This window comes from Variovorax sp. VRV01 (assembly GCF_014852545.1).
In the GTDB taxonomy this organism is placed as follows: Bacteria; Pseudomonadota; Gammaproteobacteria; order Burkholderiales; family Burkholderiaceae_C; genus Variovorax; species Variovorax beijingensis_A.
Genome location: NZ_JACVBS010000009.1, coordinates 203127 through 216880, shown reverse-complemented (window position 1 = coordinate 216880; position 13754 = coordinate 203127). Strand labels below are relative to the sequence as shown.

The following is a 13754-nucleotide window of genomic DNA, read 5'->3' as shown; positions in this document are numbered from 1 at the left end:
CAAGGCATGTCAAACACAACGCGACGCAGAGAAAAGCGGATTGCCATCAGTGCCCCGCCCCCTGCGCATCGGCAACCGAAGACCCCAGATAGGCTTCCTGAACCCGCGCATTGGCGCGAACCGCGGCCGGCGTGTCGAAGGCGATGACCTCGCCATACACCACCACCGCGATCTTGTCGGCCAGCCCGAAGACCACGCCCATGTCGTGCTCCACCGTCAGCAGCGTCTTGCCGACCGTGACGTGCTTGATCAGCGAGATGAAATGCGCGGTCTCGGTCTTGCTCATGCCCGCCGTGGGCTCGTCCAGAAGAATGACGCCGGCGCCGCCGGCAATGGTCACGCCGATCTCGAGCGCGCGCTGCTCCGCATAGGTGAGGTTCACCGCGTGCACGTCGCGCTTGCGCTGCAGGCCGATCTGCCGCATGAGCTCTTCGGTGCGCGCGTTGGCGTCGTCCAGGTTCGAGAGAAAGCGCAGGAAGGTATAGCGGTAGCCCAGGCTCCACAGCACGCCGCAGCGAAGGTTCTCGAACACGCTGAGCTTCGGGAAGATATTTGTGATCTGGAAGCTGCGCGACAGGCCCAGCCGGTTGATCTCGAAAGGCTTCTTGCCGTCGATGCGCTGGCCGTTCAGCAGCACCTCGCCGCTCGTGGGTGCGAGCCGCCCGCTGATCAGGTTGAACAGCGTCGACTTGCCCGCCCCGTTCGGGCCGATGATGGCCACGCGCTCCCCGGCCTTCACGGCCAGGTCCACGCCGCGGATGATTTCGGTCTTGCCGAAATTCTTGCGCAGCGACTTCAGTTCCAGTGCATATTGCGCGCTCATTACGCGGCCTCCCGGCGCTTGATTTCTGCTTCGATCTCTTCCTGCGCCTGGCCCCAGACACGCACGAAGCGCCGGCGCGCCACCTCCAGCGCGGCCAGGCCCACGGCCAGGATCGCAGCGGCGCCGAGCCAGCTGGCCGCGGCGGACGTATCGATCGCCACGCCGAAGTAATTCAGGTTGGGCCCGAGCGCCGAATTGAGCTGGATGTGATAGATCATCTCGATCAGCGCGGCAGCGCCCACCACCACCGGCACCAGCGCCACGGCCAGCGCGACATACAGCAGCCAGAAGCGGTTGAACTTGCCGAACTTGGCAACCCGCAGGTTCATCATCACCAGGCTGGCGATGCCGCCCGGCGCGAACATCACCATGAACACGAACACCAGGCCGAAATAGAGCTGCCAGGCCTTCGAGAGCTCCGACAGCAGGATCGAAGCGAACACCAGCAGCACCGCGCCGATGATCGGGCCGAAGAAGAACACCGCCCCGCCCAGGAAGGTGAACAGCAGGTAGCCGCCCGAGCGGATGGCGCTCAGGCTGTCGGCCGCGTTCACGATCTCGAAGTTGATCGATGCCAGCCCGCCGCCGATGCCCGCGAAGAAGCCCGCGATGATGAAGGCGAAATAGCGCACGCGCTGCGTGTTGTAGCCGATGAACTCCACCCGCTCCGGGTTGTCGCGCACCGCATTCAGCATGCGGCCGAGCGGCGTGCCGGTGAAGGCATACATGAGCGCGGTGCAGACGAAGCAGTAGGCGGCGATCAGGTAGTACACCTGGATCTGCGGGCCGAAGTTGAAGCCGAAGAAGCTCGGCCCGTACACGCGGTTGGTGGTGATGCCGCCCTCGCCTCCGAAGAAGCTCGGGAACATCAGCGCCATGGAGGCCACGAGCTCGCCGATGCCCAGCGTGATCATCGCGAAGGTGGTGCCCGACTTCTTGGTCGTGACAAAGCCCAGCAGGATGGCAAAGAACATGCCGGCCAGGCCGCCCACCAGCGGAATGGCCACCAGCGGAATCTGCAGCCCGCCCTTGTCGGCCATGTTCATCGCGTGGATCGCAAGGAATGAACCGAGCCCGACATACACCGCATGGCCGAAGCTCAGCATGCCGCCCTGCCCCAGCAGGATGTTGTAGCTCAGGCAGATGATGATCAGGTAGCCCATCTGCGAGAGCATGGTGAGCGCCAGGCTGCTCTTGAACAGCAGCGGCGAGACGATCAGCACGATCGCGAACAGCGACCAGATCAGGAAGCGCCCGATGTTCCAGGGCTTGAAGCGGTAGTACTGCGTGGTGGCCGCAGTGGTCGTGGTGGTTGTGCTTGTCATGGCTTCAGTCCTCCCGGGTGCCAAGAAGACCCTTGGGCCTGAAGATGAGGATCAGCACCAGGAACAGGTAAGGCAGGATCGGCGCGACCTGCGAGATCGTGAGCTTGAGCAGCTCGTAGCCGAAGGTCTGGTCGGTCACCGTGACGCCCAGCAGCTGCAGGCCACCCGCGAACGACTGGTCCATGGCCACCGCGAAGGTCTGGATGATGCCGATCAAGAGCGACGCCAGGAATGCGCCGGCCAGCGAGCCCATGCCGCCGACCACCACCACCACGAAGATGATCGAGCCGACCGAGGCCGCCATCGCAGGCTCGGTGACGTAGGTGTTGCCGCCCACCACGCCCGCAAGGCCCGCGAGCGCGGCACCGCCGCCGAACACCAGCATGAAGACGCGCGGCACGTTGTGGCCCAGCGCCTCGACCATGTCGGGGTGCTTGAGCGCTGCCTGGATCACCAGGCCGATGCGCGTGCGCGTGAGCAGCAGCCACACCGAGATGAGCATCAGCACCGCCACCAGCATGATGAACGAGCGCGACTTGGGAAACTGCGTGCCGTACAGCGAGAACAGCGGCCCCTGCAGCTGCGGCGGCAGGCCGTAGGGCACGGTCGAGCGGCCCCAGGCGAGCTGCACCAGCTCCAGGATGAGGTACGAAAGCCCGAAGGTCACCAGGAGCTCCGGCACGTGGCCGAACTTGTGGACCCGGCGCAGGCTGTAGCGCTCGAAGGCGGCGCCCAGCAGGCCCACCAGCAGCGGCGCGATGAACAGCGCCGGCCAGAAGCCGACGATGCCCGACAGCGTGTAGGCGATGTAGGCGCCCAGCATGTAGAAGCTGGCGTGCGCGAAGTTGAGCACGCCCATCATGCTGAAGATCAGCGTAAGGCCGGAGCTCAGCATGAACAGCAGCAGCCCGTAGCTGACGCCATTGAGCAGCGAGATGACGAAGAATTCGACGTTCATCGGTCTTTCGTGTCAGGTGAGAAAAGAAAAAAGGCCCGAGTGTTGAAGTCGGGCCTCGACCGGTCGGCGCGCGATCAGGCGATCACGAGGCGTTGGGCCGCTTCATCTGGCACGACGTGGGCGTGCTCGCTACGTAGGCCTCGTAGAACTTGACGGGCGCCAGCGTGTAGCCGGTGTTCTCGGGGCTGTAGGGGTTCTTGGCGTCGGCCTTCTGCCAGCGCGTGATCCACAGGCCCTGCTGCAGCTGGTGGTCGGCCTTGCGCATCTCGACGTCGCCGTTGAAGCTCTTGAACTTCATGCCTTCCATCGCGGCCGCCACCTTGACCGGCTCGGTCGACTTGGTGCGCACGAAGGCTTCGCTGAGCATGGCGTACACCGTGTAGATGTCGGTGGTGTACATGTCGTCGTTGAACTTCTTCTTGAACTCGTTCATCAACGGTTGCACGGGGCCGGGCGCGTTGTAGTGGCTGTAGCCCACCTGGTAGACCTTGCCGTCCGAAGCCGCGCCCATGGCGGTGGGCGTGCCGTTGGTCACGGCGTAGTAGGTGTAGAACTTGACGTTCAGGCCCGAGTCGTTGGCCGACTTGATGAGCAACGCGAGGTCGGAGCCCCAGTTGCCGGTGATGACGGTGTCGGCACCCGAAGCCTTGATCTTGGCGATGTAGGGCGAGAAGTCGCGCACCTGCGCGAGCGGATGCAGGTCGTCGCCCACGATCTCGACATCGGGCCGCTTGTCCTTGAGGTTCTGCTTGGCGAACTTGGAGACCTGCTGGCCGTGCGAGTAGTTCTGGTTGATGAGGTAGACCTTCTTGATGTCGGGCTGTTCCTTCATGAAGGCGGTCAGCGCTTCCATCTTCATGGAGGTGTCGGCGTCGAGCCGGAAGTGCCAGTAGCTGCACTTGCTGTTGGTGAGGTCGGGGTCGACGGCCGCGTAGTTGATGTAGAGCACTTCCTTGCCCGGGTTGCGGGCGTTGTGCTTCTCGAGCGCGTCGATGATGGCCAGCGCCGGGCCGGAGCCGTTGCCCTGCACCACGTAGCGCGCGCCCTGATCCATCGCGGAGCGCAGCGCGCTGGTGGTTTCCTGCGGACTCAGCTTGTTGTCGATGGCGATGACCTCGAACTTCACGCCGGCCGCGTTCTTCTTGTTGAACTCCTCGGCCAGGAACTGGAAGGTCTTGAGCTGGTTGGTGCCAACGGCTGCCATCAGGCCCGACAGCGGGTCGAGCCAGGCGATCTTCACGGTCTCGCCCTTCTGGGCCAGGGCGCCAGCGGCGCTCGCTGCAAGGATGGATGCGGTAGCGATTTTCAGAGCGAACTTCACGATCTATATCTCCTGGTCAAACCGAATCAAAAAGACTTGCACGAGCGTACAAGCGTTCACTGCCCCTCCCCTCAGGGAATGCCCGAAGGGGGCGGCCGCAAAGGCCCGTTTCTATCGCGCAGGCGACAGCGCATTTCTCCAATTTCTACCCGAGGGTAGACAGCTTCTACCCACGAGTAGGAAATGCGTTCACAAAGACGCTCAAGGGCGCTTCATCTGGCAGGTCGTCGGCGTGCTGGCCACATACGACTCGTAGTACTTCACGGGGACATTGGTGTAGCCGGTGTTCTCGGCGTCATAGGGGTACTTGGCGCTGGCTTTCTCCCAGCGCGAGATGTAGAGGCCCTGTTGCAGCTGGTGGTCGGCCTTGCGCATCTCGACCTCCCCGTTGAAGCTCTTGATCTTCATGCCCTCGAGCGCGGCCGCAACCTTGACCGGATCGGTCGACCTGGTCTGCACGAAGGCGGCGTCGAGCAGCGCGAACGTGTGGTAGATCGACGATTGCGTCAGGTCGTCGTTCATCTTCTTCTTGTAGCCGGCGAGCAGCTTCTGGATTTCGCCGCCCATGTTGTAGTGGCCATATGCCACCGTGTAGATCTTGCCGGCGGAGGTGGCGCCCATGGCCGTCGGGGTCCCGGTGCCGAAGGCGTAGTAGGTGAGGAACCTGACGTCCAGGCCCGAATCGTTGGCGGCCTTGATGAGCAGCGACAGGTCGGAACCCCAGTTGCCTGTGATGACGGTGTCCGCGCCCGAGGCCTTGATCTTGGCGATGTAGGGCGAGAAGTCGCGCACCTGGGCGAGCGGGTGCAGGTCGTCGCCCACGATCTGGATGTCGGGGCGCTTGGCCTTCAGGTCTTCCTTCGCGAACTTGGACACCTGCACGCCGTGCGCGTAGTTCTGGCCGAGGATGTAGACCTTCTTGATGTCGGGCTGGTCCTTCATCCAGGTGGTCAGCGCCTCCATCTTCATGGAGGTGTCGGCATCGAGGCGAAAGTGCCAGTAGCTGCACTTGCTGTTGGTGAGGTCCGGGTCGACCGCCGCATAGTTCAGGTAGAGCAGTTCCTTGCCCGGATTGCGTGCGTTGTTCTTCTCGATGGCGTCGATGATGGCCAGTGCCGGCCCGGAGCCATTGCCCTGGGTGATGTAGCGCGCGCCCTGGTCCTGTGCGGAGCGCAGCGCGGCGGTGGTTTCCTGCGGGCTCAGCTTGTTGTCGATCGCGATGATCTCGAACTTCACGCCCGAGGCATTCTTCTTGTTGAACTCTTCGGCCAGGAACTGCGTGGTCTTGAGCTGGTTGGTGCCCACGGCTGCCATCAGGCCCGACAGCGGATCGAGCCAGGCGATCTTGACGGTCTCGCCCTTCTGGGCGAATGCGGCCGTCATGCCGACCAACATGGCACAGGCGGCTGCGGACTTGATGGCAAATTGCATGAAGAGTCTCCGGAGTGAAAGTCGGGATGCCAGCGTACAAGCGCCCTTTTCTTCGCCGCACAGGGATTGCCCGGAAGGAAGGCCGCCGAAGCGGCCCCGCTATCGCATGCGCGACAGTGCGGACGGGCTTTGGCGCCTGGTCAGGTGGTGGGAAGCTTGTAGTCCTTGAGCAGTTCGCGCAGCCTGGTCTTGAGGATCTTGCCGGTGGCACCGATCGGAATCGCCTCGACGAACACCACGTCGTCGGGGATCTGCCACTTGGCCGTCTTGCCCTCGTAGAACTTCAGCAGCTCCTCGCGCGCGACTTCCGCATTGGGCTTCTTCACCACCGCGATGATCGGCCGCTCGTCCCACTTGGGGTGGTGCACGCCGATGCAGGCGGCCATGGCGACGGCCGGGTGCGCGACGGCGATGTTCTCGATCTCGATGGAGCTGATCCATTCGCCGCCGGACTTGATCACGTCCTTGCTTCGGTCGGTGATCTGCAGGTAGCCCTCGGCGTCGATGGTGGCAACGTCGCCGGTGGGGAACCAGCCGCGGCCCTGCTCGTCGCGGATGAGCGGGTCACCGCCCTCGCCCTTGAAGTATTCCTTCACGATCCATGGGCCCTTGACCAGCAGGTCGCCGTAGGCCTTGCCGTCCCAGGGCAGCTCCTTGCCGTTGCCGTCGACGATCTTCATGTCGACGCCGAAGATGGCGCGGCCCTGCTTCATGCGGATCTGCAGCTGCGCATCGGGCGGCAGCGACAGGTGCTTGTTCTTGAGCGTGCACAGCGTGCCCAGCGGGCTCATCTCGGTCATGCCCCAGGCGTGCAGCACCTCGACGTTGTAGTTCTCCTGGAACGCCGTGATCATGGCCGGCGGACAGGCCGAGCCGCCGATCACGGTGCGGTTGAGCTTGCTGAACTTCAGGCCGTTGGCCTGCATGTGGCCGAGCATCATCTGCCACACGGTGGGCACGCCGGCCGCGAAGGTGACACCTTCGGATTCGATCAGCTCGTACACCGACTTGCCGTCGAGCGCGGGGCCGGGAAACACGAGCTTGCAGCCCACCAGCGCGGCCGAGTACGGAATGCCCCAGGCGTTGACGTGGAACATCGGCACCACCGGCAGCACCGAGTCGCGCGCCGACAGCCGCATGACGTCCGGCAGGGCCGCGGCGTAGGCATGCAGCATGGTCGAGCGGTGGCTGTAGAGCGCGGCCTTGGGGTTGCCCGTGGTGCCGCTCGTGTAGCACATGCTCGAGGCCGAGTTCTCGTCGAAGGTGGGCCAGTCGTAGCCGGTGGATTGCCCGCCGATCCAGCTTTCGTAGCTCACGAGGTTAGGCACGCCGCTGTCCGCCGGGAGCTTGTCGGCATCGCACAGGGCAATCCATTTGCGGACCGTGGGGCACTTGGCATGCACCGCCTGCACCAGCGGCAGGAAGCTCAGGTCGAAGCACAGGATCTGGTCTTCGGCGTGGTTGGCGATCCAGGCGATCTGGTCGGGGTGCAGGCGCGGGTTGATGGTGTGCAGCACGCGGCCGCTGCCGCTCACGCCGTAGTACAGCTCCAGGTGCCGGTAGCCGTTCCAGGCCAGGGTGGCGATGCGGTCGCTGAACAGCAGCTGCTCGCCGTCCAGCGCATTGGCCACCTGCCGGGCGCGAGATGCGATACCGCCCCACGTCGTGCGGTGGATGTCGCCCTCGACCCGGCGCGAGACGATCTCGCCGTCGCCGTTGTGGCGCTCGGCGAACTCGATCAGCGACGAGATCAAAAGCGGTTGGTCTTGCATCAAACCCAGCATCTACGGACTCCTTTTTGAAATGACTTCATGAAAGCTTGCGGACAACGGATTCACGCAAGCTTCGGCCACTTCCACAATGACACAAACCCGCACTGCCGGATTGAACGCAGCGGCTCATTGATGCGCCTGATCAAGGCACGGCCTGCACCGGCGTGACCACGGCCGCCGAGGGCGCGGCGTCGAGCCGCAGCTGCGACGGCCATGCCGCCCAGGTTGCACCAAGTTCGGGCGTGTTCGGGTCGCCCTTGCGCATGAAGGCACCGACGCTGGCCATCACGGCCCTGGACAGCGCGAGCCGGCCCGGCTGGTTGGCCTTGCCGCCCATCACGTTGCTGAGCAGCGAGCCGCTGAAGTTGCCGAACACGAACGGCAGGTCGAACGCATGCGCAGCCCCGTACACGTCGCTCCACGGCGAGGGCTCCTGCGCCCAGTCGAGGCGGTAGTGCCAGATGTTCGACTGGTGCGTCTTCATCGTGTTGAGCAGGTTGTCGCGGTTGGCCTCGAACAGGCCCTTCGTGATGACGGCGGTGGCCGCGTTGTAGCCCGTGCCGGGCGTGTCTACCGGAAGGTAGGACGGATCGATGATGTCGGCCGCCGTGAGCGTGGACTGCGCATCCGGGTCGAAGTTGAACATCATCGAGAAGCGCTGGGCATCGGTGACGATCCAGCCCGGCTTCGGGAAGCCGATGGTTCCCAGCAGCGAGGCGAAGAGCTTGCCCTCGTCGCGCGTATTCCCGGCGAGCATCGGCACCTTGGCGTAGTTGCCAGCCGCGATCGCGCCGATGGGATCGGCAGGCAGCACCGTGCCGTCGGGAATGGGCGCAACGCTGCCCAGGCCATTGGCGACCACCGTCGCCAGCATCGCGCCACCCTCCTGCGCGCGCAGGTATTCGGCAATCTGCGCCGGCGTGCGCGTGCCGATGTAGGCCTTGGCGGCGGCTGCGTCGGCGGCAGTGCCATCGGCCACGAGCAGCTTCTCGAGGATCGACTGGCCCTGCGCGAGCGAAGCCGAGGCCGGCGCCAGCGTCGGCAGCGTGCCTGGCGGCAGGTTGCTTGCGAGCGAGATGCCGCCGCTCATCTCGAAGGCCTTGTGGAACAGGCCCTTCGCCATCGGCGATGTCATCACCGCCAGCAGGTTGGTGGCGCCGGCCGATTCGCCCGAGAGCGTGACGTTGCCCGGATCGCCACCGAAGTTCGCGACGTTGTTCTTGATGAAGCGCAGCGCCGCCATGACGTCGAGCAGCGCAAAGTTGCCCGAGTCGTCGCCCGCGCTGCCGCCCGGACGCAGTTGCGGCATGTTCAGGAAGCCCAGGATGCCCAGGCGGTAGCTGGCGGTGACGACCACCGCGTTGGCGGCCTTCGCGAGCCGGGCGCCGTCGTAGAGCGGATCGGCCGTGTAGCCCGAAATATTGCTGCCGCCGTGCACGAACAGCAGCACCGGCAGGTTCTGCTCGTCCGTGGCCGGGCGCCAGATGTTGACGAACAGGCAGTCCTCGCTGCCGACCGGCTTGCCCAGCATGGTGCCGATGGTGGCGTCGTAGGTGTTGTTGGCACCGGGGCTGAAGAGGCGGCCGATCTGCAGGCAGGCATTGCCGAACTTCGCGGCCGGGCGGATGCCGCTCCAGCCCTCGGGCTCCACCGGCGCACGCCAGCGCAACGCCCCGACCGGTGGCTGCGCGAAGGGAACGCCCTTCCAGAACCAGGTACCCGAGCTGGCGCTGTCGTCCACGCCCTCGACCTTGCCGGCGGTGGTCTGGCGCACCATGGGGCCGTCGGCGGCCGGTGGCGGCGCGGCGGGCGGCGGCGCAGGCGGCGCGGCCGGCAGGAACGAGAACGACCCGCCCGAGGAGCCGCCGCCGCAGGCCGCGAGGGCCAGGCAGGCGGCCGCGGCCAGTGCCCGCGCCGCCGCCGTGGTCGTTGCCGCCACGCCCTGGTTTTCTGGCCGGGCGCGTACCGCTGCTGTCAGTGCCGTATCCATTTTTTGTCTCCACACCGGGTTAATCGGAATTCCTGCCTGCGCGTCCGGTGGCCATACTCCGGCCCGCCGAACCCCTTAAAAATTCTAGGAACGCACGCCGTTTCCGCCGCTATCGCAAGCGCGCCAATTCAATGACTTCAGGAGCCTCCATGCCGCATGCCCAGCGCCGGCCGCAACGCCGGTCCGGCTGCGCGCAGCAGCCCGAGCTGCGGACCAGTTCGGCCGCCTGGCTCGAAGGCGTGCTCTCGATGTTCGAGGCCGAGGGAATCGACGTGCCCTCGCTGCTGCGCGATGCGGGCTTCGATCCCGATTCGCTGCATCGGCAGAACGCCCGCATCCCGGTGGACGAGATCTCCGTGCTCTGGCAACTGGCAGTGGCGCGCGCCGGCAGGCCCACGCTGGGCCTCGCCCGCGACCTGGCCGCCACGCACAGCAAGCTGGGCACGGTCGGCCACGCCATGGCCTGCAGCGCCGACCTGGGCGCGGCGCTGGTGCGGCTCACGCGCTACATGGCCGTCATCTCCGACGCGACCGCCTTCTCGCTGCAGCGCGAGGCGCGCGGCTGCTGGATGGTGATGGAGCACACCGGCGGCAGCCTCCCGATTCCGCGCCAGCGCGTCGAATACGCCCTGCTGACCGTCTTCATGCAGTGCCAGTGGCTCACGCGGCGCGAGCTGCAGCCGCTGGCGCTCGAATTCGTCTATCCACCGCCCGTCGACGACCGGCTGCACCGCGAGGCCTTCGGCTGCGCCATCCGCTACAACGCGCCGGCCAACCGGCTGCTGCTGTCGGCAGCCGACATGGCTATGCCGCTGCCCACCCACCACCCCACGTTGGGCCAGATGCAGGAGCACCTGCTGGACGACCAGCTGAACCTGCTGGGCCAGACCACCACCAGCACCCTGGTGTGCGCCGAGATCGCACGGCGGCTGCCGCAAGGCGAACCGCGCCGGCAGGACGTGGCCGCCGGCCTCGGCCTCGCGGAGCGCACGCTGCAGCGGCGGCTGCAGCAGGAATCGGTGTCGTTCCAGTCGCTGCTCGACCGCACCCGCCGCGAACTGGCGCAGCAGTACCTGGCGGAAGACCGGCATACGCTCACCGACGTGGCCGACATGCTCGGCTTCGTCGACAGCAGCAATTTCTTCCGGGCCTGCAAGCGCTGGTTCGGGCTGCCGCCCGCCCAATACCGGGCGCGCATCTGGGACACGCCGGCGCTGGCCCACTGAACGGGCCTCGACCCGCCGATGGCCCGCATCGCCAGGGGTCTCGCGCTCTGCCGGACAATCCGGGCATGAGCTTGCTTGCTGAAGACACGGCCGCCGCGGACCTGGGATTGCGCTGGAAACCCGGATTCCGGGCGCTGGGCCCCGCCTTTCTTACCGAACTGCGGCCGACGCCGCTGCCCGATCCCTCCTACTGGGTGGGCCACAGCGAGGCGACGGCCCGCATGCTCGGCCTGCCGTCCGATTGGCGGCAATCGGACGGGACGCTGGAGGCATTGACCGGCAACCTGCCCGTGGCCGGCACGCAGCCCTTCGCCACCGTGTACAGCGGCCACCAGTTCGGCGTCTGGGCCGGCCAGCTCGGCGATGGCCGCGCCATCATGCTTGGCGAAACCGAAGGCGGCCTCGAGGTTCAGCTCAAGGGCGCGGGCCGCACGCCCTACTCGCGCGGCGCCGACGGCCGCGCCGTGCTGCGCTCCAGCATCCGCGAATTCCTCTGCAGCGAGGCCATGCACGGCCTGGGCATTCCGACCACCCGCGCGCTCTGCGTCACGGGCTCCGACGCCCGGGTGTATCGCGAAGTGCCCGAAAGCGCTGCCGTCGTGACACGCGTGGCGCCCAGCTTCATCCGCTTCGGCCATTTCGAGCACTTTTCGGCCAACCAGCGCGATGCCGAACTGCGTGCGCTGGCCGACTACGTCATCGACCGCTACTACCCGGCCTGCCGCACCACCGATCGCTTCAGCGGCAACGCCTACGCGGCCTTCCTGGAAGCCGTGAGCGAGCGCACCGCCGCCCTGCTTGCGAAGTGGCAGGCCGTGGGCTTCTGCCATGGCGTGATGAACACCGACAACATGAGCATCCTCGGGCTCACCATCGACTACGGGCCGTTCCAGTTCCTCGACGGCTTCGATCCGCGCCACATCTGCAACCACAGCGACACCAGCGGGCGCTACGCCTTCAACCAGCAGCCCAACGTGGCCTACTGGAACCTGTTCTGCCTCGCACAGGCCCTGTTGCCGCTGATCGGCGACCAGGAAATCGCCGTCGCGGCGCTGGAGTCCTACAAGACGGTGTTCCCGCGCGAATTCGAGGGCCGCATGCGCGCCAAGCTCGGCCTCGCGCAACCGGCCGAAGGCGACCGTGCGCTCATCGAGGGCGTGCTGAAGCTCTTGGCCGCCGAAAAGGTCGACTACACCATCTTCTGGCGCCGCCTTTCGCAGCACATGGCCGACAGCAACGCCGAACCGGTGCGCGACCTGTTCCTGGACCGCGCGGGCTTCGATGCCTGGCTGCTATCCTTTTCGCAGCGCCATGCGCAGGCGCCGCGCGCGGAAGCCGCAGCCCTGATGCTCGAATCCAATCCGAAGTACGTGTTGCGGAACCACCTGGGCCAGCAAGCCATCGAAGCGGCGAGCCAGAAAGACTTCTCGGCTGTGGCAACCTTGTTGGCCCTGCTCGAAACCCCATTTGAAGAACATCCCGGCGCCGATGCCTATGCCGGGTTCCCGCCCGACTGGGCTTCCACGATCGAAATCAGCTGCTCATCATGACCACTCCCATCGAGAAAACCGACGCCGAATGGAAGGCCCTGCTTGCCGAAAAAGGCGCCGAGCCCGCGGCCTTCGAGGTCACGCGCCACGCGGCCACCGAACGGCCCTTCACCGGCAAGTACGAGGCGCACTGGGACGACGGCACCTACCATTGCATCTGCTGCGGCGCCAAGCTGTTCGAATCATCCACCAAGTTCGATGCGGGCTGCGGCTGGCCGAGCTTCTCGCAAGAGGCCGTGCCGGGCGCCATCCGGAACATCGTCGACCGCTCGCATGGCATGGTGCGCACCGAGAATGTCTGCGCCAATTGCGGCGCCCACCTGGGCCACGTGTTCCCCGACGGCCCCACCGAAACCGGCCTGCGGTACTGCATGAATTCCGCCTCGCTCGACTTCAAGAAAAAATAAGCAACCGAACCGGCCCGCCCAGCGCATGAAACTGATCCTCGACTTCTTTCCGATCCTGCTGTTCTTCGGCGCCTACAAGCTGGCCGACATCTACACCGCCACCGGCGTGCTGATGGCCGCCACCGTGCTGCAGATGGGCATCATCTACGCGCTCGACCGCAAGCTGCAGGCCATGCAGAAGGCCACGCTGGTGCTGATCCTGCTGTTCGGCACGCTCACGCTCGCGCTGCACGACGACCGCTTCATCAAGTGGAAGCCCACGGTCCTGTACGGCGCCATGGCCATCGCGCTGGCGGTGGCGCTCTGGGCGCTGAAGAAGAACTTCCTCAAGATGCTGCTGGGCTCGCAGCTGCAGCTGCCGGACCGCATCTGGGGGCGCCTGAACGTGGCGTGGATCGGCTATTGCCTCTTCATGGCGGCCATCAACGGCTACGTGGCGGCGTACTTCACGACCGAGGCATGGGTCAACTTCAAGCTCTGGGGCTACGCGTTCCCGATCGTGTTCCTGGTGGCGCAGGGACTCTACATCTCGCCGCATCTCAAGAACGACGAACCCTCCGTATGAGCACCGCCACCACCCATCCGCTGCCCACGGCACGCGAGCTCGAAGCGGCGCTGCGCCAGGCGCTGCAGCCCACCATGCTCGAGGTGATCGACGAGAGCGGCGCCCACGCCGGCCATGCGGGCGCCAATGCCGAGGGCCGGGGCACCCATTTCCGGGTCCGCATTGCTTCCCCACTGTTCGAAGGGAAGCCCCGCGTGGCGCGCCATCGCCTTGTGTATGATGCCCTCCAAGTTTTTATCGCACAGGGTCTGCACGCCATCGCCATCGAGGTGCTCTGAGTCGTTCGATTGCCGGCACGCGCCGAGACGGCCGCGGCGGCCCGACCCCTTTCTTCCCGCTCCTTCGCTTTTTTTCCACGCGCTTTTCCTATCCGCGCATTTCCCTCC

The 13754-nt window shown here is 65.7% G+C and carries 12 protein-coding genes; 5 read left to right on the top strand and 7 right to left on the bottom strand.

Annotated elements, in window-relative coordinates:
• Positions 1–46: 46 nt before the first annotated feature.
• The 7 genes from IB278_RS18020 to IB278_RS17990 form a co-directional block, all read right to left on the bottom strand.
• Positions 47–823, bottom strand: a complete 777-nt coding sequence (locus tag IB278_RS18020; protein WP_145747412.1) for an ABC transporter ATP-binding protein — start codon at positions 821–823, stop codon at positions 47–49.
• Positions 823–2148, bottom strand: coding sequence for a branched-chain amino acid ABC transporter permease (locus tag IB278_RS18015; RefSeq protein WP_145747411.1), 1326 nt, complete (start codon positions 2146–2148; stop codon positions 823–825). The genes IB278_RS18020 and IB278_RS18015 overlap by 1 nt, the downstream gene beginning before the upstream one ends.
• A 4-nt stretch (positions 2149–2152) precedes the next feature.
• On the bottom strand, positions 2153–3106 hold the full coding sequence (locus tag IB278_RS18010; RefSeq protein ID WP_145747410.1) for a branched-chain amino acid ABC transporter permease: 954 nt from the start codon (positions 3104–3106) through the stop codon (positions 2153–2155).
• A gap of 82 nt (positions 3107–3188) precedes the next feature.
• On the bottom strand, positions 3189–4427 hold the full coding sequence (locus IB278_RS18005) for a branched-chain amino acid ABC transporter substrate-binding protein (protein ID WP_145747409.1): 1239 nt from the start codon (positions 4425–4427) through the stop codon (positions 3189–3191).
• 201 nt (positions 4428–4628) lie between these two features.
• Positions 4629–5858: a branched-chain amino acid ABC transporter substrate-binding protein gene (locus tag IB278_RS18000; RefSeq protein WP_192324619.1), complete on the bottom strand. Its 1230-nt coding sequence runs from the start codon at positions 5856–5858 to the stop codon at positions 4629–4631.
• Between the two features lie 140 nt (positions 5859–5998).
• A complete protein-coding gene (locus IB278_RS17995; RefSeq protein WP_192324617.1) occupies positions 5999–7642 on the bottom strand; it encodes a 3-(methylthio)propionyl-CoA ligase in 1644 nt (547 codons plus the stop codon).
• Positions 7643–7772: 130 nt separating this feature from the next.
• Positions 7773–9569 carry a carboxylesterase/lipase family protein gene (locus tag IB278_RS17990; RefSeq protein WP_192324707.1) on the bottom strand — a complete coding sequence of 599 codons (1797 nt, stop codon included), beginning with the start codon at positions 9567–9569 and terminating at the stop codon, positions 7773–7775.
• Between the two features lie 200 nt (positions 9570–9769).
• Between IB278_RS17990 and IB278_RS17985 the strand changes: the two genes are divergently transcribed.
• From IB278_RS17985 to IB278_RS17965, 5 genes are all read left to right on the top strand, one after another.
• Complete coding sequence (locus IB278_RS17985; RefSeq protein ID WP_192324615.1) at positions 9770–10846, top strand: AraC family transcriptional regulator; 1077 nt, start codon at positions 9770–9772, stop codon at positions 10844–10846.
• A 65-nt stretch (positions 10847–10911) separates the two neighbouring features.
• Positions 10912–12396, top strand: a complete 1485-nt coding sequence (locus tag IB278_RS17980; protein WP_192324613.1) for a protein adenylyltransferase SelO — start codon at positions 10912–10914, stop codon at positions 12394–12396.
• Positions 12393–12803: a peptide-methionine (R)-S-oxide reductase MsrB gene (gene msrB / locus IB278_RS17975; protein ID WP_012748038.1), complete on the top strand. Its 411-nt coding sequence runs from the start codon at positions 12393–12395 to the stop codon at positions 12801–12803. Before IB278_RS17980 ends, msrB begins: the two co-directional genes overlap by 4 nt.
• A 25-nt stretch (positions 12804–12828) precedes the next feature.
• Positions 12829–13368, top strand: a complete 540-nt coding sequence (locus IB278_RS17970; protein WP_145743829.1) for a septation protein A — start codon at positions 12829–12831, stop codon at positions 13366–13368.
• Positions 13365–13646: a BolA family protein gene (locus IB278_RS17965; protein WP_145743827.1), complete on the top strand. Its 282-nt coding sequence runs from the start codon at positions 13365–13367 to the stop codon at positions 13644–13646. The genes IB278_RS17970 and IB278_RS17965 overlap by 4 nt, the downstream gene beginning before the upstream one ends.
• The last annotated feature ends 108 nt before the right edge of the window (positions 13647–13754 follow it).